General features: G+C 59.4%; 17 protein-coding genes and 2 pseudogenes. 11 read left to right on the top strand and 8 right to left on the bottom strand.

Annotation, left to right across the window (positions count from 1 at the left end; translation table 11 throughout):
• Positions 1 to 65 precede the first annotated feature (65 nt).
• The 7 genes from cyoE to hmpA form a co-directional block, all read right to left on the bottom strand.
• The gene (cyoE, locus tag JFV26_RS15395; protein WP_123410182.1) at positions 66 to 953 is read right to left on the bottom strand and encodes a heme o synthase; all 888 of its coding nucleotides are present in this window, start codon (positions 951 to 953) and stop codon (positions 66 to 68) included.
• A gap of 11 nt (positions 954 to 964) precedes the next feature.
• Positions 965 to 1,312: a cytochrome o ubiquinol oxidase subunit IV gene (gene cyoD, locus JFV26_RS15390; protein ID WP_201193652.1), complete on the bottom strand. Its 348-nt coding sequence runs from the start codon at positions 1,310 to 1,312 to the stop codon at positions 965 to 967.
• Entirely contained in the window at positions 1,312 to 1,938 is a 627-nt protein-coding gene (locus JFV26_RS15385; RefSeq protein ID WP_054613570.1) for a cytochrome o ubiquinol oxidase subunit III, read from the bottom strand. The genes cyoD and JFV26_RS15385 overlap by 1 nt, the downstream gene beginning before the upstream one ends.
• Before the next feature lie 3 nt (positions 1,939 to 1,941).
• Positions 1,942 to 3,972, bottom strand: a complete 2,031-nt coding sequence (gene cyoB, locus JFV26_RS15380; RefSeq protein ID WP_201193650.1) for a cytochrome o ubiquinol oxidase subunit I — start codon at positions 3,970 to 3,972, stop codon at positions 1,942 to 1,944.
• Between the two features lie 3 nt (positions 3,973 to 3,975).
• The gene (gene cyoA, locus JFV26_RS15375) at positions 3,976 to 4,920 is read right to left on the bottom strand and encodes a ubiquinol oxidase subunit II (RefSeq protein ID WP_201193648.1); all 945 of its coding nucleotides are present in this window, start codon (positions 4,918 to 4,920) and stop codon (positions 3,976 to 3,978) included.
• A gap of 799 nt (positions 4,921 to 5,719) precedes the next feature.
• Positions 5,720 to 6,229, bottom strand: coding sequence for a disulfide bond formation protein B (locus tag JFV26_RS15370; RefSeq protein WP_201193646.1), 510 nt, complete (start codon positions 6,227 to 6,229; stop codon positions 5,720 to 5,722).
• A 225-nt stretch (positions 6,230 to 6,454) separates the two neighbouring features.
• Positions 6,455 to 7,636: an NO-inducible flavohemoprotein gene (gene hmpA, locus JFV26_RS15365; protein ID WP_201193645.1), complete on the bottom strand. Its 1,182-nt coding sequence runs from the start codon at positions 7,634 to 7,636 to the stop codon at positions 6,455 to 6,457.
• Between the two features lie 147 nt (positions 7,637 to 7,783).
• Between hmpA and norR the strand changes: the two genes are divergently transcribed.
• From norR to JFV26_RS15340, 5 genes and pseudogenes are all read left to right on the top strand, one after another.
• Positions 7,784 to 9,334, top strand: a complete 1,551-nt coding sequence (gene norR / locus JFV26_RS15360; RefSeq protein WP_201193644.1) for a nitric oxide reductase transcriptional regulator NorR — start codon at positions 7,784 to 7,786, stop codon at positions 9,332 to 9,334.
• 190 nt (positions 9,335 to 9,524) lie between these two features.
• Positions 9,525 to 10,427 carry a chemotaxis protein CheV gene (locus JFV26_RS15355; RefSeq protein WP_201193643.1) on the top strand — a complete coding sequence of 301 codons (903 nt, stop codon included), beginning with the start codon at positions 9,525 to 9,527 and terminating at the stop codon, positions 10,425 to 10,427.
• A 26-nt stretch (positions 10,428 to 10,453) separates the two neighbouring features.
• Complete coding sequence (locus JFV26_RS15350; RefSeq protein ID WP_201193641.1) at positions 10,454 to 10,912, top strand: GNAT family N-acetyltransferase; 459 nt, start codon at positions 10,454 to 10,456, stop codon at positions 10,910 to 10,912.
• A 152-nt stretch (positions 10,913 to 11,064) separates the two neighbouring features.
• Positions 11,065 to 11,390: pseudogene (locus JFV26_RS15345) on the top strand (hypothetical protein).
• Between the two features lie 83 nt (positions 11,391 to 11,473).
• Positions 11,474 to 12,223 (top strand): YkgJ family cysteine cluster protein, encoded by a 750-nt coding sequence (locus JFV26_RS15340; RefSeq protein ID WP_201193639.1) that lies wholly within the window; start codon positions 11,474 to 11,476, stop codon positions 12,221 to 12,223.
• A 224-nt stretch (positions 12,224 to 12,447) separates the two neighbouring features.
• Here the strand turns inward: JFV26_RS15340 and JFV26_RS15335 are convergent, their stop codons facing one another.
• Complete coding sequence (locus JFV26_RS15335; RefSeq protein ID WP_201193638.1) at positions 12,448 to 12,705, bottom strand: hypothetical protein; 258 nt, start codon at positions 12,703 to 12,705, stop codon at positions 12,448 to 12,450.
• A gap of 377 nt (positions 12,706 to 13,082) precedes the next feature.
• On the opposite strand from JFV26_RS15335, the gene JFV26_RS15330 reads away from it, so the two are divergent.
• The 6 genes and pseudogenes from JFV26_RS15330 (at position 13,083) to JFV26_RS15305 (ending at position 21,520) form a co-directional block, all read left to right on the top strand.
• Positions 13,083 to 14,243, top strand: coding sequence for an efflux RND transporter periplasmic adaptor subunit (locus tag JFV26_RS15330; RefSeq protein WP_201193637.1), 1,161 nt, complete (start codon positions 13,083 to 13,085; stop codon positions 14,241 to 14,243).
• Positions 14,240 to 17,332: a multidrug efflux RND transporter permease subunit gene (locus JFV26_RS15325; RefSeq protein WP_201193635.1), complete on the top strand. Its 3,093-nt coding sequence runs from the start codon at positions 14,240 to 14,242 to the stop codon at positions 17,330 to 17,332. Before JFV26_RS15330 ends, JFV26_RS15325 begins: the two co-directional genes overlap by 4 nt.
• A 9-nt stretch (positions 17,333 to 17,341) precedes the next feature.
• Positions 17,342 to 18,016 carry a heavy metal response regulator transcription factor gene (locus JFV26_RS15320; RefSeq protein WP_201193632.1) on the top strand — a complete coding sequence of 225 codons (675 nt, stop codon included), beginning with the start codon at positions 17,342 to 17,344 and terminating at the stop codon, positions 18,014 to 18,016.
• Between the two features lie 120 nt (positions 18,017 to 18,136).
• Positions 18,137 to 19,507 carry a heavy metal sensor histidine kinase gene (locus tag JFV26_RS15315; RefSeq protein WP_201193629.1) on the top strand — a complete coding sequence of 457 codons (1,371 nt, stop codon included), beginning with the start codon at positions 18,137 to 18,139 and terminating at the stop codon, positions 19,505 to 19,507.
• Between the two features lie 276 nt (positions 19,508 to 19,783).
• The gene (locus JFV26_RS15310; RefSeq protein ID WP_201193628.1) at positions 19,784 to 20,008 is read left to right on the top strand and encodes a hypothetical protein; all 225 of its coding nucleotides are present in this window, start codon (positions 19,784 to 19,786) and stop codon (positions 20,006 to 20,008) included.
• A gap of 244 nt (positions 20,009 to 20,252) precedes the next feature.
• Positions 20,253 to 21,520 (top strand): annotated as a pseudogene (locus JFV26_RS15305) (OprD family porin).
• The last annotated feature ends 209 nt before the right edge of the window (positions 21,521 to 21,729 follow it).

Here is a 21,729-nt window from a genome sequence, read left to right as displayed (position 1 = left end):
AGAACCCCAATAAAAAGCCCCGCCGTTCTCTCGAAGGGCGAGGCTTTTCGTACAGCGGCTAAACCTTAAGGCGCATAAGTCAGCAACAGCTCACTCGGCACTTTAAAGTCCAGCGACATCATCACGCTCAGCGCGGTAATGGTGAAGATCGAGAACACGAACAGCTTGCGTGCCCAGACCGTGTCATCCACTGCCTTGTAGCCGGTCCAGGCCATGTACAACCAGTACATGCCCATGGCCGCGGCGACGGCGAGGTAGCTCATGCCGGCGTAGCCGCTGAAGGTCAGCATCAAGGTCGCGACCAGGAATGCCAGGATGTAGAGCAGGATGTGCTTCTTGGCGACCTGGATCCCGCGCTTCACTGGCAACACCGGAATCGATGCGGCCAGGTAATCGTTGAAGCGGAAGATCGCGATGGCGTAGGAATGCGGCATCTGCCACAGGCTGAACATCACCAGCAGGGTCAGCGCGGCCATGTCGAAGCTGTTGGTCACGGCGACGTAACCGATCACCGGCGGCATGGCGCCCGACAGACTGCCCACCAGCGTGCCGTGAACCGACTTGCGCTTGAGGTACAGGCTGTAGAAGCCGACGTAGATGACAAAACCGATCACGGCGAACAGCGCAGCCAACGGGTTGGCCACCTTGTACAACAGTGCAACGCCGGCAATGCCCAGGACGGTCGCGTAGATCAGGGCCAGTTTCAGGGAAATCAAGCCCTGGACCAGCACCCGGTTCTTGGTGCGTTCCATCTTCAGGTCGATGTCGCGGTCGATGCAGTTGTTGAACACGCATCCGGAGGCCACCACCAGGGACGTGCCGATCATGGCGGCCAGGAAAATGGCCAGATCGACATGCCCTTTCGAGGCCAGGAAAAACCCGCCTGCCACAGAAAGCACGTTACCGAAAATGATCCCCGGTTTGGTGATTTGGATAAAGTGCTTAAAGGACATCCGGACTTTCCTCAGTGCGCCATCATGACGGTGTGGATGCTGAACATGATCCACAGCGACAAGCCAACCAGCAGGACGATCACCATCGCAGCGAAGACAAACGCAATCACGTTGTTACGCTGGGCGGCAGAACGGTCCAGGTGGAGGAAGTACACCAGGTGAACGAGCACCTGGATCACTGCGAAGGCCAGTACGATCCACAACGTCCAGACTTTCGGCAGCGATGGGTACATCACCAGGCCGAACGGAATGATCGTCAGGATCACCGACAGGATGAAGCCAATGGCGTAGGACTTTACGCTGCCGTGGCTATCGTCGTGGCTGCCATGGCCATGATTTGAGTGAGCTGCGTTAGCCATTACAGGGTCCCCATCAGGTAAACAACGGTGAATACGCAGATCCACACCACGTCCAGGAAGTGCCAGAACAGGCTCAGGCAGCTCAGGCGGGTCTTGTTGGTCGACGTCAGGCCATGTTTGTTGACCTGATACATCATGATCGCCATCCAGATCAGACCGCTGGTCACGTGCAGACCGTGGGTGCCGACCAGGGTGAAGAACCCGGACAGGAAGCCGCTGCGGCTAGGGCCGAAGCCTTCGGAGATCAGCTTGTGGAACTCGTTGATCTCCATGCCGATGAAGCCCAGGCCGAACAGGAAGGTGATGGCCAGCCAGCCCAACACGGCCTTCTTGTTGCCCTTGAACAACGCCAGCATGGCGAAGCCGTAGGTGATCGAGCTGAGCAACAGGCAGGCGGTTTCGCCCAGCACGTATGGCAGCTCGAAGATGTCGTGGCCCGACGGGCCACCCGCTACGTTGTTAACCAGTACCGCGTACACCGCGAAGATCGACGCAAACAAAATGCAGTCGGTCATCAGGTAGAGCCAGAAACCGAATACGGTCATCTCGCCCGAGTCGTGGTGATGGTCATCGTGCCCATGTTCATCGACATGGGTGTGTCCAGCATTGGTCACTAAGTTCGACATGGTTTAAGCCTGTTCCAACGAGGTTTCAACACGGGTGGCGCCAGCTGGGACTTTCCCGGCCGCTACCAGACGCTTGTGCTGCTCGGCTTCGATGCGCTCGATCACGTCGACCGGCACCATATAGCCCTGGTCATCACGGGCAGCATGGATAACGAAGTAGATCACGGTACCGGCGAGGCCGAAGATGGCCATCCACCAGATGTGCCAGATCATCGCGAAACCGAACACGGTCAACAGAGCACCCATGACCAGGCCGGTCGCGGTGTTGTTTGGCATGTGGATCGGCTCGTACTTGACCGGAGTCTGGTACGCAGTACCGTTTTCCTTGGCCTCGGTGAACGGGTCGATGCCTGGGGCTTTCGGCAGTACGGCGAAGTTGTAGAACGGCGGTGGCGACGAGGTCGACCATTCCAGCGTGTGGGCATTCCACGGGTCGCCGTGTTCGCACATGTTCTCTGGCTTCTTGCGGTCACGCACACTGACGTACAGCTGGATCAACTGGCAGGCAATGCCGACAGCGATCATGACTGCGCCGAACAATGCAACGTGCAGGTAAGGCACCCACTCAGGGTTGGTGGTGGCGTTCAGACGACGGGTCATGCCCATGAAGCCCAGTGCATAGAGCGGCATGAACGCGACGAAGAAGCCCGAGATCCAGAACCAGAACGCTGCCTTGCCCCAACCTTCGTGCAGCTTGAAGCCAAACGCTTTAGGGAAGAAGAAGGCGAAACCGGCGATGTAGCCGAACACCGCGCCACCGATGATCACGTTGTGGAAGTGAGCGATCACGAACAGGCTGTTGTGCAGGACGAAGTCAGCACCCGGGATGGCCAGCAGTACGCCGGTCATGCCGCCGATGGCGAAGGTCACCATGAAGCCCAGGGTCCAGAGAACCTGGCTGGTGAACTGCAGACGACCGCGGTAAATGGTAAACAGCCAGTTGAATAGCTTCACCCCCGTCGGAATCGAGATCAGCATCGTCGCCAGACCGAAGAAGGCGTTGACGCTGGCACCCGAACCCATGGTGAAGAAGTGGTGCAGCCAAACCATGAAGCCCAGGATCGAGATCGCGCCAGACGCATAGATCATCGAGTGGTGGCCGAACAGACGCTTGCCGGAGAAGGTCGAGATGACTTCGGAGAAGACCCCGAACGCCGGCAGAATCAGGATGTAAACCTCGGGGTGACCCCAGGCCCAGAACATGTTCACGTACATCATTGGATTGCCACCAAGTTCATTGGTGAAAATGTGGAAATCCATGTAACGGTCGAGGGTCAGCAGTGCCAGGGTAGCGGTCAGGATCGGGAACGAAGCCACGATCAGGACGTTAGCCCAGGTGCAGGTCCAGGTGAAGATAGGCATGTCCATCATCTTCATGCCTGGGGTACGCATTTTCAGCACGGTGGCCAGGAAGTTGACCCCCGTCAGTGTCGTACCTAGCCCGGACAGTTGTAATGCCCAGATGTAGTAGTCCACACCCACGCCCGGGCTGTAGCCCAGTTCCGACAGCGGTGGATACGCAACCCAACCGGTACGGGCGAATTCGCCGACACCCAGGGACACGTTCACCAGTACTACGCCGGAGACCAGCAGCCAGAAGCTCAGGGAGTTCAGGAACGGGTAGGCAACGTCACGCGCGCCGATCTGCAGCGGCACTGCAAGGTTCATCAGGCCGGTGAAGAATGGCATCGCCATGAAGATGATCATGATCACACCGTGAGCGGTGAAGATCTGGTCATAGTGTTCAGGTGGCAGGTAGCCAGGCGAACCCTCGGTGGCCATGGCCAACTGGGTACGCATCATGATGGCGTCGGCGAAGCCGCGCAGCAGCATGACCATGGCCACGATGATGTACATCACGCCGATTTTCTTGTGGTCGACCGACGTCAGCCACTCGGTCCACAGGTAAGTCCACTTCTTGAAGTAGGTGATTGCAGCAAATACCGCCAGACCACCGAGCGCGATCATGGCGATGGTAATCATCACAATCGGCTCGTGGAACGGGATCGCTTCCCAACTTAATTTACCAAACATCGTTTACTCCTCTGCCCCGGCAGCTGAATGCGAACTCATGTCCATCCCTTCCATGGTGGCCATTTCGTGCTCTTTACCTTCGTGTTGCATTGGCTTGCCCGGTTTCATGCCTTCGTACTTGTCGAGGATGATCTGGAACAGGTTTGGCGTGAACGAGGCGTAGAGCTCGACTGGGTTGTTCTGGCTTGGTTTGGAAAGGGCTTCGTATTCAGCTTTTTCCAGCTGTTTAGGTGCCTTCTTGACATCACTGACCCAGGCATCGAAATCCGCCTGGGAAGTGGCGATAGCTTTGAACTTCATGCCGGTGAAACCCGCGCCGCTGTAGTTGGCGGAGATACCGTCGAATTCAGCGTTCTGGTTGGCAATCAGGTGCAGCTTGGTCTGCATGCCCGCCATCGCGTAGATCTGGCCGCCCAGGCCCGGGATGAAGAACGAGTTCATCACGGTGTCGGAGGTCACTTTGAAATTGATCGGCGTATTAGCCGGGAACACCAGTTTGTTAACGGTGGCGATGCCTTGTTCCGGGTAGATGAACAGCCACTTCCAGTCCATGGCGACCACTTCAACGGTGATCGGCTTGACGTCGGAATCCAGCGGACGATACGGGTCCAGTGCGTGGGTCGACTTGTAGGTCACGTAACCCAGGGCAATGATGATCAGGACCGGAACAGCCCACACCGCGATTTCGATCTTGGTGGAGTGCGACCATTTAGGCGCGTACACGGCGTCCTGGTTGGAAGCGCGGTATTTCCAGGCGAACAGGAACGTCATGACGATGACCGGCACAACGACCAACAGCATCAGCAGCGTTGCGGTGATGATCAGGTTTCGCTCATCCAGGCCCACCTGGCCCTTGGGGTCGAGCAAGGTCATGTTGCAGCCTGACAGCAACAATGTGCCGATCAGCGGCAATAAGCCTAGTAGTCTGGGGTACCTGTTTTTACTCATCTCACGACCTCTAAAGCAGCTTGCGCAATGCAGTTGGGTTTTGATCGCCAACACTTCACCCTGCCAAGGGTTGGCATTTTCTTTGATTGAATAAGGGCTGCCCGTCGCGCGTCAGACGCTGTTCGACAAAACCTGGGCTAGCGGTGAGTTCTTATTCGAATTCGTGGTCAAAGGCCTTGTTACAGACCAATTCCATTTGGTGCGGATAGTCGGAAAGGCACCAACACCAGGAGGTCGCATGAAGCCGTCAGGCTTCTCGACACCCTATTGTGCTCAGTCGAGAGCAGTGCCGGGAATTCAGTGCGGGCGATTGTAGATACGTCGCGCTGTATAAACCATGTCTCATCTCGAAATAATTTTTATCCGTTCCAGCAACAATCATTAACGGATTTTGCAAAAGCTCGGCATGGTATCGAAATTAATTCTCAACAAAAACACCATATTTTGTGGGGCTACCACCCACAGTTCAGACAGCCTTCATGGCGCTTTGCCTTCCTTCGACCCGGCTAACCCCCCGATTTGGCAGGGTTCTGGCGCTTCACCGGACCCTGTTAAAACTGCCTGTTCAAGCACTATGGGGCTTGAATGAGCGGAGGCTCCGAACGGGCCATTTCATTGCTTAGCTATGCACCATTTCCGCATTTTGAAATGCCTTGCGACACTCAAGCTGTGACAACATGTCGCACATGTCGCGCCCCCTTCGCTGCCGCACATCACAATCTGTTTACCTGAGCTCTGAAATGCAAAACGCCCCGGCCCTCTTCACGAAGACTGGGGCGTTTTTTGTTAACGCGACGGGTTAGCGCAGCGCCTTGCGGTTACGCGAGACCAGCAACGGCACCAGCACCACCACCAGCACAAACGACACCAGCGCCCACTGCGCCAGCGACAGGCCCAGGATCGGCGGGTACGGCGTTTCACAGAAGCCGTCGACCTGGAAGCCCAGCGGGAAGATCTTCGCCAGCGGCAAGCCGTCGACAATCGGTTGCAGCACATCGATGCCACAGCTGACCGCCGGATAGAACTGCGTATAGACATGATGCCCCGCCGCCGCAACGCCGCCGAGCGCGGCGATCACCACCAGCACCTCGAACACCGTGAGGCTACGACGAGTGCGCATGGCGGCGCCAACAAAAGCGAAAATCGCGATCAGCAACAACGCATAGCGCTGCAGGATGCACAGTGGGCACGGCGCCTCTTCCAGAACCACCTGCATGTACAGCGCGCCGCCGATCAAGGCCAGGCAGATGATGCCCAGCAACACCAGATAACGCCGCTCACGGCCCAACCGCATCGTTTCGTCACTCATCGCGTTTCCCTTCTAAATATCGATTGCCGCAAGTTTACACGCAGACCGTGACTGTTGAGAGCCAGGTGCACGTCGGTAGATGTCGGGGAATAGACGATAGGCCGGTTAAGCAGGGATTAACTTTTGAACAACAAGATCAAAAGATCGCAGCCTTCGGCAGCTCCTACGCGCCTGTGGGCGCCGCCGCAGGCTGCGATCTTTGCGGGTTCACCCCATTACATCGACTTACTCCAAAGCCGAAGCCGGCCCAAAGAACTCATAACGGCTTTGCTTCTCCGGCACACCCAACGCTTTCAAATGACGCTTGATCGCCGCCATAAAGCCTTTCGGCCCCAGGAAGTAAGCATCCAGATCCCGCTGCTGCGGCAACCACGCGCCCAACTGTTCCTGACTCAACAAGCCAACCTGGTCCGCCGCCGGGCTCACGCCGTCATCTTCGGCGTAGCAATAGAAGCGCTTGAGTTGCGGATGACGCGCAGCCAAACCATCGATCCAGTCCCTGAACGCATGCACGCTGCCGTTACGCGCGCAGTGAATAAAGTGCACCGGCCGTTCGGTCGCCAGCGCCGCTTCGAGCATGGCCAACGTTGGAGTGATGCCGACGCCGCCACTGATCAGCACCAGCGGTTTGTCGCTGGCGGTCAGGGTGAACTCGCCGGATGGCGGGAACAGCTGGATGCTCGCGCCCACATGCAGTTGATCATGCAAGTGGTTGGAGGCACGGCCACCGGTTTCGCGTTTGACGCTGATGCGGTACTGGCCGTTGTCCGACAGCGACGACAGCGAGTAATTACGACGAATCTCTTCGCCATCGAGGATCAGCTTCATGCCGATGTACTGACCAGGCTCGGCGGCGAGGATCGGGGCTTTGTCGGCGGGCTCGAAGTAGAACGAGATGATTTCCGCGCTCTCCTCGACCTTGGCCGCGACGATGAACTCCCGCGCCCCGCGCCAGCCGCCCGGAGCCTGTTCTTTCTGGTCGTAGATGCTGGTTTCAGCACCGATCAGAATGTCGGCCAATTGATTGTAAGCCGCGCCCCACGCTGCGATGACTTGCGGGGTGGCAATCTCTTCGCCCAACACTTCGGCAATCGCACGCAGCAGGCAAGTCCCGACAATCGGGTAATGTTCCGGAAGAATTTGCAGGGCCACGTGTTTATTGATGATCTTCGCCACCAAGTCGCCCAACTGGTCGAGCTGATCGATGTGCCGCGCGTACATCAACACGCCGTTGGCCAACGCACGAGGCTGGTCACCGCTGGCCTGGTGGGCCTGGTTGAACAGTGGGCGCACTTGCGGGTATTCGCAGAGCATCATGCGGTAGAAGTGAGTGATCAGCGCTTCGCCACCGCTTTCCAGCAGCGGTACGGTGGATTTGACGATGGCACGGTCTTGAACGCTAAGCATATGGGCGACTCCTGAGCTTTATGTGAATACCCTTTACTTATCAGTTTCCATGCCAAGACTTAAAACCTTACAAATCAATAACTTGAATTCATAGTAGTCATATCGACACAGGGTGCCTTATAGTCATGTCGACTACATGGAGTCACTATGACTGCAAAATCCCTGCTCACTGCCCTGCTCCCGCTGGTCTGCGACCTGTCCCGCGAATTGCCCGAAGGCGAGCGCTATCGGCGCCTGCTCGAAGCCATGCGCGCCCTGCTGCCCTGCGATGCCGCCGCCCTGTTACGCCTCGACGGCGAATGGTTGGTGCCGCTGGCCGTGGACGGCTTGAGCACTGACACCTTGGGCCGGCGCTTCAAAGTCAGCGAGCACCCGCGTTTCGAGGCGCTGCTCAGCAACCCCGGGCCGACCCGCTTCGCCGCCGACAGCGACCTGCCCGACCCTTATGACGGCTTGGTCGACGGCCTCGACGAACATCTGGAAGTCCACGATTGCATGGGCTGCCCGCTGTTTATCGATGAGCGCCCGTGGGGCCTGTTGACCCTCGATGCGCTGGACCCGGAGCGCTTCGAACCGATCGAACTGGACGCCCTGCAAGCCTTCGCCAGCCTCGCCGCCGCGACCGTCAACGCCGCCGAGCGCATCGAACGGCTGGCCACTCGCGCCGAAGACGAACACCAGCGCGCCGAGGTCTACCGCCAGGCCAGCGGCCAGCAGAACCGCGAGATGATCGGCCAGAGCAAGGCTCACAAACGCCTGGTGGAAGAAATCAACCTGGTGGGCGGCAGCGACCTGACCGTGCTGATTACCGGAGAAACCGGGGTCGGCAAAGAGCTGGTGGCCCAGGCGATTCACGCCGCTTCGCCGCGCGCCGACAAACCGATCATCAGCCTCAACTGCGCCGCACTGCCGGACACCTTGGTCGAGAGCGAGCTGTTCGGTCACGTGCGCGGCGCGTTCACCGGGGCGATGAACGACCGGCGTGGCAAGTTCGAACTGGCCAATGGCGGCACGTTGTTCCTCGACGAAGTGGGTGAACTGTCCCTGACCGTGCAGGCCAAGCTGCTACGGGTGCTGCAAAGTGGTCAGCTGCAACGGTTGGGCTCGGACAAAGAGCATCAGGTCGATGTGCGGCTGATCGCAGCGACCAATCGCGACCTCGCCGAAGAAGTACGCAGTGGCCGCTACCGTGCCGACTTCTATCATCGCCTGAGCGTTTACCCGTTGCTGGTGCCGGCACTGCGGGATCGCGGGCGGGACGTGTTGCTGCTCAGCGGCTTCTTCCTCGAACAGAACCGCTCGCGCATGGGCCTCAACAGCCTGCGCCTGACCAGCGATGCCCAAGCGGCGCTGCTCGCGTATCAATGGCCGGGGAACGTGCGGGAACTGGAGCACTTGATTGGCCGCAGTGCCTTGAAGGCGCTGGGCAACTGCAAGGAACGGCCGAAGATTCTCAGTTTGAGCGCGGCGGACCTGGACTTGCCTCATGGCAGCGTTGAGGTGCCAGCCGAGCAACCGACCGCCAGCCCTGTGTCTTTGGTCTCGGGTGACTTGCGGGCCGCGACCGAGGCGTATCAGCGTCAACTGATCAACGCCTGTCTGGAACGCCACCATAACAATTGGGCGAGTGCGGCGCGTGAGCTAGGCTTGGATCGGGCGAACCTTGGGCGGATGGCCAAAAGATTGGGTATGAAGTAAGCAAGATCGCAGCCTTCGGCAGCTCCTACGCCGATCGAGTTTCCCTGTAGGAGCTGCCGAAGGCTGCGATCTTTTGATCTACCCAACATTTATTGGCGCTAAAGCCTGCCCCCATCAAGTCGATAACCCGGCATCAATAGCTTTTGGCGACGCTTCATTCGCCCATCACCTTTCTCCAAAGAAGGTTTTTATGTCCTCCACCAAAGCCCGCGCAGATTCGCTTTCGCTTCTTCTGTTTACCTTGCGCAGCGGCAAGCTGATGGCGATCAACCTGCTGAAAGTCAGTGAAATCATCCCCTGCCCGCCGCTGACCAAGCTGCCGGAGTCGCACCCTCACGTCAAAGGCATCGCCACCCTGCGCGGCGCATCGTTGTCGGTGATCGACCTGAGCCGCGCCATTGGCGAACGGCCGCTGGAAGACCCGAACGGCGGCTGCCTGATCGTCACCGACGTCAGCCGCTCCAAGCAGGGCCTGCACGTTCAAGCGGTGAGCAAGATCGTTCATTGCCTGACCACCGACATCCGTCCGCCGCCCTTCGGCTCTGGCGGCGTGCGTTCGTACATCACCGGGGTGACCTCGGTCGACGGCGTGCTGGTGCAAGTACTGGACATCGAAAAAGTCATCCACGGCATCGCCCCGGCGCAGATTGAAACAGCCCCGACCGAACTGAGCATGGAAGACGCCGAAGTCCTCGGTAACGCGCGAATTCTGGTGGTCGATGACAGCCAGGTCGCGCTGCAACAATCGGTGCACACCCTGCGCAACCTCGGCCTGCAATGCCACACCGCCCGCAGCGCCAAGGAAGCCATCGATTGCCTGCTGGACCTGCAAGGCACTGCCCAACAGATCAACCTGATCGTCTCGGACATCGAAATGTCAGAGATGGACGGCTACGCCTTCACCCGCACGCTGCGCGAAACCCCGGACTTCTCGCACCTCTACGTGCTGCTGCACACTTCGCTGGACAGCGCGATGAACAGCGAAAAAGCGCGTTTGGCCGGCGCCAACGCGGTACTGACCAAGTTCTCTTCGCCAGAACTGACCAAGTGCCTGATCGAAGCCGCCAAGGCGGTCGCCGAGCAAGGTCATTGAGTGTGGCCCAGGACTTTTGCTTCTTGATGCGGCGCAACCTTGCAGAGGCGGTGCCCGCCATCGCCTGGCCAACCGGCATTGAACTGTGCCAATACCGCCCCGAACTCGCAGAAGCCGTGCATCAACTGATGGAACTCGGCTATCGCGAAGGTGGCGGTCGGGTGCCAGCGCTTGATGTCTGGCAACAGCGTTTTGAAACCGATCCGGAATACGACCCAAGCCTGTGCTTCATCGCCCTGGATGCGAATGGCATCGTCGGCGTTTGCCAGTGCTGGACCAGTGCCTACATCAAGAACCTGGTGGTGCACCCACGGGCTCAGGGCCTCGGACTGGGTCGCGCCTTGCTGCTCAATGCTTTCAACGTGTTTCAGCAGCGCCGTGAAGGGTTTATCGATTTGAAAGTGCTGGAAGACAACCTCCGGGCACAGCGGCTCTATGAAAGTGCCGGGATGCGGGTGGTTCGCCGGGAATTAGTACCAGCGTAATACCGTTAAAAGATCGCAGCCTTCGGCAGCTCCTACAACTGATCACATTCCAACTGTAGGAGCTGCCGAAGGCTGCGATCCTGGCGGTGTCGGCCATTCAAAAGTCTTGAGGCATACTCCAACCTTGGCCAACACGCACAAGGATGCCCTCCATGAAACTCATTACCCTGCTGCTCCTCAGCCTCACCGCCCTCGCCACCCAAGCCCAAGCCTCCAGCCCCGACGCCTGGGCCGCTTTCGACAAAGCCGTACTCGCCAGTTGCACCAAGGCCAGCAGCCTGAAAGCCCCCAAACCCGCGGCACCGCCGCGCAATTCGATGACCGGGTCGGCTACACCGCGCTCCTGCTGCAAGGCCAATACCCGCAGAAACACATGAAGGGCCAACAAGGCACCGAGTTGTGCCTCTACAACAAGGCAACCAAAACCGCCTACGTCACCGAATGGGACTCCATCCGACCGACTGCCAGGAAGCCGTGAGTGGCGCATAACTTGCTTCGAGACACGCCTTGGCGATGGCTTTCTGTCGCCATTTGATGACCTTACCGGCGACCGATCGAACCATGAACACGACGTTTTCCTGCGTAGGTTGCGGCAAGTGCTGCAACGACCACCATGTCCCCCTGACCCTGACCGAAGCCCGTATGTGGGCCGACGATGGCGGCCAGGTGATCGTGTTGGTGGAAGGCTTTCTGGGCAATGGCCTGGGCCTGCCTCTGTTGCAGCGAGAACACGCCGAACGTCGTTCGGTGAAGGTTCGCAGCGGCGCCAGCGATGCACATGTGGCCATCACCTTCGCGGCTTACAACGTCGGTCCCTGCCGGAATCTTGACGAAGACAACCGCTGCCGCATCTATGAGCGCCGGCCGCTGGTGTGTCGCATCTATCCAATGGAAATCAATCCGCACATCCCGCTGAACCCGGCAGTGAAGGAGTGCCCGCCCGAGTCGTGGGAACAAGGCCCTGACCTGATTGTGGGGGGTGAGTTGGTGGATCAGGAATTGAAGACGCTGGTCCAACGCTCGCGCCAGGCGGATCGCGATGACGTTCAGGCCAAGGATGCTATTTGCGGGTTGTTGGGGATTCGTACAACGGCGCTCAAGGGCGACGGGTTTACTGCTTACCTGCCGGAGATGGGGGCATTTGCTTCGGTCATCGATCAGGTCGTGGCACAGCCCTTGGCCGCGCCGGGCAGTGAATGGTTGTTTCATGTTTCGGGCGAGGACATTGCCGGGCAAGTGTTGGCGGCTGGGGGTGAAGTGGCAACTGAAGCGCCGCTTGACTATGCGTTTATCTCGTTGCGGGCGGCTTGATCGTAGATAGGTGGCGGCTGTAATGGCGCCATCGCGAGCAAGCTCGCTCCCACAGGGGATTTTTGAACGACACGAATCCAATGTCGTTTTATTGGGAAGAGTCGGCAGGGCTGCTGACTCTAAGCGCGCTGAAACCACAAACACTGATCTGGCCCAGCATCTGGGCACTTAGCCATCATTGCGATTGAAAACCGCAACCGATGGCCTATGGCAGGGGTGAAACCTTAGCGTTTACCCATCGTACGACGAGTACCCGGTGGCGCTGCGCCTGGGGTTTTGGTGTGGCCGTTCTTGGCGCCGTTCTTGTACCACGGCTGGTTGGCGTTCTTGGCCGCAGCCAGTTCGCCCGGTTTGAACGGAAACTTGAACGTCGGGATCGCGGCTTTGGTTTCGCTGTCTGCGCTGGAGTCGACGCTGTCTGGCAGGTCTGCCGGGGCGTCGCTCAAAGCGTCGGCGACCGGCGGTTGTGTCGGGGAAGTCATGAAAGCTCCGGGTGGTGCACAAAGAGTCGCGCCCGGTGGGTGGGCCGCGAAAGGCGGCAGTATACCTGTGTCGGGGGCGGCAAGCTGCAAGCGGCGAGTTTGAAGCGACAAGTAGTCGGTCAGTCCGGTCTTGTATTAGCTGGGCTGCCGCCATCGCGAGCAGGCTCGCTCCCACAAGGGAACACATTTCAATGTGGGAGCGAGCCCGCTCGCGATGAACGATAACGCGGTCCATGAATGCCCACACTGGACTCTCCGCCGCCCAAACTGACAGCGCCGTCAGTTAGCAGTCACTTTGCTGACCGGGTAACAGGGCTATAAGGAGAGGTATAAAATCTGACGATATTCCCGTCCCTCTAGCCCGGCGCCCCACAAGCATGCGAATTCAGAAAAAAACCGCCTTGATCGCAACCCTGCTGATTGCAATCGCAGCACTGGGCTTGTGGTACGCCACCAAACCGGCCACCGCCAAACTCGCCGTTTCCACCGCCGTGCCGGTGCGGGTGGTCGCGGTTGCCGCGAAGGACGTGCCGCGTTACGTCAGCGGCATCGGCTCGGTGTTGTCCTTGCACAGCGTTGTGGTGCGTGTGCAAATCGACGGCATCCTCACCAAGCTGCTGGTCAAGGAAGGTCAACTGGTCAAGGCCGGCGATTTGCTCGCGACCATCGACGACCGCTCGATCCGCGCCAGCCTCGATCAGGCCCGCGCCCAACTGGGCGAAAGCCAGGCACAGTTGCAAGTGGCGCTGGTCAACCTCAAGCGCTACAAACTGCTAAGCGTCGATGATGGCGTGTCCAAGCAGACCTACGACCAGCAACAAGCCCTGGTCAATCAGCTCAAAGCCACCGCCCAGGGCAATCAAGCGTCCATCGACGCGGCTCAGGTGCAGCTTTCCTACACGCAGATTCGCTCCCCGGTCACCGGTCGCGTCGGTATTCGTACGGTGGACGAAGGCAACTTCCTGCGCATGGCCGACGCCCAAGGGTTGTTCACGGTGACCCAGATCGACCCGATCGCCGTGGAGTTTTCCCTGCCGCAACAAATGCTGCCGACCCTGCAAGGCCTGATCAGCAACCCGCAACGCGCTCAGGTGAAGGCCTACATCGGCGCCGACACCGATGGCGAAACCGGCAACCTGTTGGGTGAAGGCCACCTGACGCTGATCGACAACCAGATCAGCGCCAACACCGGGACCATCCGCGCCAAGGCTGAATTCGACAACGCCAGCCAAAAGCTCTGGCCCGGCCTGCTGGTGACGGTAAAAATCCAGACTGCTCTGGATAAAGATGCGCTGGTCGTGCCGCCGACCGTCGTACAGCGCGGCCTCGATCAACATTTCGTTTACCGGGTCAATGGCGACAAGGTCGAGATCGTCCAGGTGCAGATGGTGTATCAGGGCAGCGGCCAGGACATCATTACCGGCGTCAAATCGGGCGATGTGCTGGTCAGTGACGGCCAGTCCCGGCTCAAGCCCGGCTCGACCGTGCAGGTGCTGACGGAGCCGCCGCAAGTGGTGCAAGCGGAGCCTAAACAATGAAGGGCCCCTCCGCGTGGTGCATCGATCACCCGGTCGCCACCATCCTGTTGACCTTTGCCCTGGTGTTGCTCGGCGTCATTGCCTTCCCGCGCCTGCCAATCGCGCCGTTGCCGGAAGCGGAATTCCCGACCATTCAGGTGTCCGCGCAACTGCCCGGCGCCAGTCCCGACACCATGGCGTCGTCGGTGGCCACGCCGCTGGAGGTGCAATTCAGCGCCATCCCCGGCATGACCCAGATGACGTCGAGCAGTGCCTTGGGTTCTAGCCTGCTGACCCTGCAATTCACCCTCGACAAGAGCATCGACACCGCCGCCCAGGAAGTTCAGGCCGCGATCAACACCGCCGCCGGCAAGCTGCCCAAGGACATGCCGACCCTGCCGACCTGGAAGAAGGTCAACCCGGCCGACAGCCCGGTGTTGATCCTCAGCGTCAGCTCGACGCAGATGCCCGGCACCGAACTCAGCGACCTGGTGGAAACCCTGCTGTCGCGTCAGATCAGTCAGATCGACGGCGTAGGCCAAATCAACATCACCGGTCAGCAACGTCCGGCGATCCGCGTCCAGGTCTCGGCAGACAAACTCGCCGCCATCGGCCTGACCCTGGCGGACATTCGTCTGGCGATCCAGCAGACCAGCCTCAACCTGGCCAAGGGTGCGTTGTACGGCGAGTCGAGCATTTCGACCCTGTCCACCAACGACCAGTTATTCCACCCCGATGAATACAACCAGCTCATCGTTTCCTACAAGGACGGTGCACCGGTTCACCTCAGGGATGTCGCCAAAGTCGTCAACGGTTCGGAAGATGCCTACGTCCAGGCGTGGGCTGGCGATCAACCCGGTGTGAACCTGGTGATCTCCCGGCAACCGGGGGCGAACATCGTCGAGACCGTGGATCGTATTCAAGCCGCATTGCCGGGCCTGGAGGCGATGCTGCCGGCTTCGGTGCAGGTCAAGGTGCTGATCGACCGGACCCAGACCATTCGCGCGTCCTTGCATGAAGTGGAAATCACCCTGCTGATCGCGATCATGCTGGTGGTCGCGGTGATGGCGCTGTTCCTGCGCCAATGGTCGGCGACCATGATTGTGTCAGCCGTACTGGGTGTGTCGCTGACCGCCAGTTTCGCCCTGATGTACATCATGGGCTTCAGCCTGAATAACCTGACCCTGGTGGCCATCGTGGTGGCCGTGGGGTTTGTGGTGGACGATGCGATTGTGGTGGTGGAAAACATTCACCGTCACCTGGAGGCCGGCGACGGCATGCGCGAGGCGGCGATCAAAGGCGCCGGCGAGATTGGCTTCACCGTGGTCTCGATCAGTTTCTCGCTGGTGGCGGCGTTTATTCCGCTGCTGTTCATGGGCGGCGTGGTCGGGCGGTTGTTTAAAGAGTTTGCCCTGACCGCTACCTCGACCATCATGATTTCGGTGGTGGTGTCGCTGACCTTGGCGCCGACCCTGGCCGCGCTATTCATGCGCGCGCCGGTGCATCACGCCCACAGCAAACCGACCTTCGGCGAACGCTTGCTGGCCGGCTATGAAAAACTGCTGCGTCGCGCCCTCGCCCACCAGAAGCTGATGATCGGAGTGTTCTGCCTGTCGCTGGGCCTGGCGATTGCCGGCTACATCTTTATCCCCAAAGGTTTCTTCCCGATTCAGGACACCGGCTTCGTCCTCGGCACCACCGAAGCGGCTGCTGATATTTCCTACGGCGACATGGTAAAAAAACACTTGGCGATGGCGAAAATCGTCGCGGCTGACCCGGCCGTGCAGGCGTTTTCCCACTCGGTCGGGGTGTCGGGCAGCAACCAGACCATCGCCAACGGCCGGTTCTGGATTGCGCTGAAACCACGCGGTGACCGCGATGTGAGTGCCAGCCAGTTCATCGACCGGATTCGCCCGCAATTGATGAAAGTCCCCGGCATCGTGCTCTATCTGCGCGCCGGCCAGGACATCAACCTCAGCTCCGGCCCGAGTCGCGCCCAGTACCAATACGTGCTCAAGAGCAACGACGGTGGCGTCCTGAGTACCTGGACCCAGCGCCTGACCGAAAAACTGCGCACCAACCCGGCGTTCCGCGACATTTCCAACGACCTGCAACTGGGCGGCAGCATCACCCACATCAGTATCGACCGCAGCGCCGCCGCGCGTTTCGGCCTGACCGCCAGCGATGTCGACGAAGCGCTGTACGACGCTTTTGGTCAGCGGCAGATCAACGAGTTCCAGACCCAGATCAACCAGTACAACGTGATCCTGGAACTCGACGCCAAGCAGCGCGGCAAGGCCGAAAGCCTGAACTACTTCTACCTGCGCTCGCCGTTGAGCGGGGAAATGGTGCCGTTGTCGGCGCTGGCGAAATTCGATGCGCCGACCATCGGCCCGTTGTCCATCGCCCACGACGGGATGTTCCCGGCCGCCAACCTCTCGTTCAACCTGGCGCCCGGCGTCGCGTTGGGTGATGCGGTGATCATGCTCAACCAGGCCAAAACCGATATCGGCATGCCAACGGCGATCAGCGGCAACTTCCAGGGCGCGGCCCAGGCGTTCCAGAGTTCGCTGGCCAGCCAGCCGTGGCTGATTCTGGCGGCGCTGGTGGCGGTGTACATCATTCTGGGCGTGCTCTATGAGAGCTTCGTCCATCCGCTGACCATCATCTCGACCCTGCCGTCGGCGGGGCTTGGGGCGGTGATCATGTTGTGGATCTGGGGCCAGGACTTTTCGATCATGGCGCTGATCGGGCTGGTGCTGCTGATCGGCATCGTCAAGAAAAACGGCATCCTGATGATCGACTTCGCCCTCGAAGCGCAGCGCAAGGGTGGCTTGCCGCCAGAGGAAGCGATTTTCAAGGCCTGTATCACGCGGTTCCGGCCAATCATCATGACCACCCTCGCCGCCCTGCTCGGCGCGTTGCCGCTGATGCTCGGCTACGGCACCGGCGCCGAACTGCGCCAGCCATTGGGGATCGCCGTCGTTGGCGGGCTGCTGGTGAGTCAGGCGCTGACGCTGTTTACCACTCCGGTCATATACTTGTGGCTTGAGCGGCTTTTCCATCGGCCCAAACCACTGCCGCTTCCGGCACTGGCGACCACAGACTGAGGCGGGGTCATGCGCGTTCTGATTATCGAAGATGAGGAAAAAACCGCGGATTACCTGCACCGCGGCCTGACGGAACAGGGTTACACCGTGGACCTGGCGCGCGATGGCGTCGAAGGCCTGCACCTGGCGCTGGAAAGCGACTATGCGGTGATCATCCTCGACGTGATGCTGCCGGGACTCGACGGCTTTGGCGTGTTGCGTGCCTTGCGCGCCCGCAAGCAAACCCCGGTGATCATGCTCACTGCCCGCGAGCGGGTCGAAGACCGGATCAGAGGCCTGCGCGATGGTGCCGACGATTATCTCGGCAAACCGTTTTCCTTCCTTGAACTGGTGGCGCGCCTGCAAGCGCTGACCCGGCGCAGTGGCGGCCATGAACCGGTGCAAGTGAGCATCGCCGACCTGTGGATCGATTTGATCAGCCGTAAAGCCACCCGCGCCGGTGCTCGCCTGGACCTGACCGCCAAGGAGTTTTCACTGCTCAGCGTGCTGGCCCGCCGCCAAGGTGAAATCCTCTCGAAAACCGCCATCGCCGAGATGGTCTGGGATATCAATTTCGACAGCGACGCGAACGTCGTCGAAGTCGCGATCAAACGCTTGCGGGCCAAGCTCGACGGGCCGTTCGACGAGAAGTTGCTGCACACCATTCGTGGCATGGGTTATGTGCTGGAGAGTCGCGGTGTTTAGGGTAGGTCATCATTCATTTCCTGTGCCGCGTTGCTCGGAGCTTATTTGGAACAACCAAACCGCGCTCCTCGCGCCTTGCCCTGCGCAACAGCAGACTCGGCGCGGCACAGGAAATGAATGATGACCTACCCTCGTAACTCCATCGCACTGCGCCTCAGTGGCATGTTTACGCTGGTGGCATTGCTGGTGTTTCTGTTGATCGGCTGGGCGTTGTACCAGCAGGTCGACAAAGGTCTTGGCTTGTTGCCCGAAGCCGAGCTGGATGCGCGCTACAGCGTGCTCGAGTCCACGGTCGGACGTTTCGGCACGCCCGAGCATTGGGTGAAGATCTACAACAAGCTCAAGTTGCTGGGCGAAGAAGACAAGCGCATCAGTTTCTGGATTATCAGCGGTGATTCGCAGTATGAGTACGGCAACATCACCCCGCAGATTCGCGCCTTCGCCGAAGGGCCGCTGGGCCGGCGCGACCTTCAATTGCCGGACCATGCCTACCCGCTGAAAGTGCTGGTCAGTCAGTTCCCGGCCAAGGACCAGCGACCGCCGCTGCGTTTCATAATCGGCATCGACACCGAGACGTTTTTGCAGACTCAGCATCATCTCCTGCTCGCCTTGATCAGCCTGGCGATTGTCGGCGTGTTGCTGGCCTCGGCGCTTGGTTATTGGGTGGCACGGATCGGTCTCAAGCCGTTGATCAAGTTGTCGCAGGAGGCCCAGCGCCTGGCGCCGCCGTTGCGCTCGGGGCGTTTGCGCCTTTCGCCGTTGCCGCCGGAGCTGGATCAGTTTGTCAGCTCGTTCAACTCCACATTGGAGAGAGTCGAACAGGCTTACTCGCGTCTGGAGTCGTTCAACGCCGACGTCGCCCATGAACTGCGTTCGCCGCTGACCAACCTGATTGGCCAGACCCAGGTGGCGCTGACTCGCGGACGCTCGGCCGAACACTATTTCGAGGTGCTGCAATCGAACCTCGAAGAGCTGGAGCGGCTGCGTTCGATCATCAATGACATGCTGTTCCTGGCCAGTGCCGATCAAGGAAGCAAGGCGACCAAACTGACTTCCACCTCACTGGCCGATGAAGTGGCCACGACCCTGGAGTATCTGGATTTCATTCTGGAAGATGCGCAGGTTCAGGTGCGAGTCAGCGGTGATGCGCAGGTCAGCATTGAGATCGCGCATTTGCGCCGGGCATTGATCAACCTGCTGAGCAACGCAGTGCAGCACACCGAGCCTGGACAGGTGATTGAGGTGCGGATCGAGGTTGCGGAGCATCAGGTGAGTATTGCTGTGGCCAATCCGGGCTTACCGATTGCCAGTGAGCATTTGTCGCGATTGTTCGAGCGGTTTTATCGGGTGGATGCGTCGCGCAGCAACAGCGGGAATAACCATGGGCTGGGGTTGGCGATCGTCAAGGCGATTGCGTTGATGCATGGCGGCGATGTGTTTGTGCATAGTGATCATGGGATGAACACGTTCGGCATTCATCTGCCTGTCTGACGGGCCCGATCCCGTGTAGCCGCTGGCGAAGCCTGCGTTCGGCTGCGCAGCAGTCGTGAAATCAGGCACCCGGTTCTTTCAGGTAAACGGTGTGTGCAGGGTTTGCGACTGCTTTGCAGCCGAACGCAGGCTTCGCCAGCTGCTACAGGTGCCTCGCGCTGGCGACTGTTGCTCGGCGCGCAACAGTCCTTTCTGAAATCCGCTCTGTTTCCCATCGTGCTTGAACCCTAACCTTGGCGCACCAAACAGCACTTGCCAAGCAAGAAGGTTTTAAAGATGTCCAACACTATGGGTATTGCCAGCGCTTTCGCTTTGTCCGCTTTGTTCCTGTCCCCGCTCGCCATGGCTGAAGAATCGCCGGCCTTCGTCGCCCAAAACGCGGCCCGGGCAAAAGCGTTCGAACAGTCTCAGGCCGAGATGACTGCCAAAGCCCAAGACGCTGCGCAAACCCCTCAAGCGTCAACTTCTGCAGCCAAGCCACCGGTTGAGAAAGACAGCTGATCCACCGTATCGCTCTGTTTCCCTCGACACTCTTCATCGGCTCTTCCCTTTGAAAAGTTGTCTTCAAAGCCGCTGCTATCAGCGGCTTTTTTTATTGTGCAGAAAACACGTTACTCTTCGTCTCCCTAAACAAGAAATAAAAAACGTCGATCCATGAACTGACGTTAATGACCCAAAAGGAGCTGCACCACACGTGTCTTTTTCTCTGAAACTCAGCCCGTTGTTCATTGCAATCGCCGCAACGATGGCCGCCAACGCACAGGCCGCCGACGACACCAGCCGCGAAGGTTTTGTCGAAGGGTCGAGCCTCAACCTCAACGCCCGCAACTACTACATGAACCGCAACCGGCACCAGCACACCGACGACAACATCGAATGGGGCCAGGGGTTTCTCGGCAAGTTTGAATCCGGTTTCACCCAGGGCACCGTCGGTTTCGGTCTTGATGCCCATGCCATGCTCGGGCTGAAACTCGACGGTGGTGGGGGCACTGACAGTTCGAGCATCCTGCCGGTGAGCGATGGCAACGGCAAAGCGCCAGGCTCGTTTTCCACGGCCGGCGGTACGTTGAAAATGCGCGCCTTTGATACCGAACTGAAGGCTGGTGACCTGTTTCTCACCAACCCGGTGATTGCCGGTGGTGAAAGCCGCATGCTGCCGCAGACCTTTCGCGGGGTCAGCCTGACCAATCACAGCTTCGACGGCTGGTTGATTGAAGGTGGCCAGGCCAGTTTCACCAAGCCTTACAACCAGAGCGGCCACAAACGCATCGGCACGTCCTACGGCACCCTCGCAGACGGTGACGAGAGCCAGCACCTGAACTGGGCCGGCGTGGCCTGGAGCGGCTTGCCAGGTTTGACCAGCAGCCTGTATGCCTCTGAGCTCAAGGACATCTGGAACCAGTACTACTACGACCTGGATTACACCTACGCGCTGAACGACCTGGTCAGCCTCAACCCGGGCCTGCACTTCTATCACACGCAAGACACTGGCGATGCGCTGCTGGGCAACATCGACAACAACACCTACAGCCTGCATTTCACCGTCGGCGTGGGCAATCACAGCGTCACCGCCGCGTATCAGCAGGTCAACGGCAACACGCCGTTCGACTACATCAGCCAGGGCGACAGCGTCTACCTGGACAACTCCCAGCAGTACTCGGACTTCAACGGCCCGAACGAGCGCTCGTGGAAACTCAAGTACGCCTACGATTTCGTCGGTCTCGGCTTGCCGGGCCTGACCTCGGCGGTTTCCTACTCCGGGGTGAAACGGACTTGACCAAGGTCGATCCGGACAGCAAAGGCTACGCTTCGTGGTACAGCGCCGACGGCAAACACGCCAAGCACTGGGAACGCGACGTCGATCTGAAATACGTGGTCCAGGGCGGCAAGGCCAAGGACCTGGCGCTGCGCCTGCAATGGGCGACCAACCGTGGTGGCAATGGCTACGGCGCGCTGGATCAGGACACCGATGAATACCGCGTGATCGTTGATTACCCGATCAACGTCTTCTAACACCCTCCGAAAAACTAAAAGGCCAACCTGTTTGGCCTAATGGTGCAGAACCTGTGGGAGCGAGCTTGCTCGCGATAGCGCACTGGCAGGCAACACAATCTGCTGAATGTTCAGCCGCAATCGCGAGCAAGCTCGCTCCCACAGGGATTGTGGTGTTCATGCCTTAACTGACTGGCATTCGCCTATTTGCTGGCCTTTTTTCGGCCTGT

Source organism: Pseudomonas sp. TH31 (assembly GCF_016650815.1).
Lineage (GTDB): Bacteria > Pseudomonadota > Gammaproteobacteria > Pseudomonadales > Pseudomonadaceae > Aquipseudomonas.
This window is presented reverse-complemented; position numbering and strand designations above follow the sequence as displayed.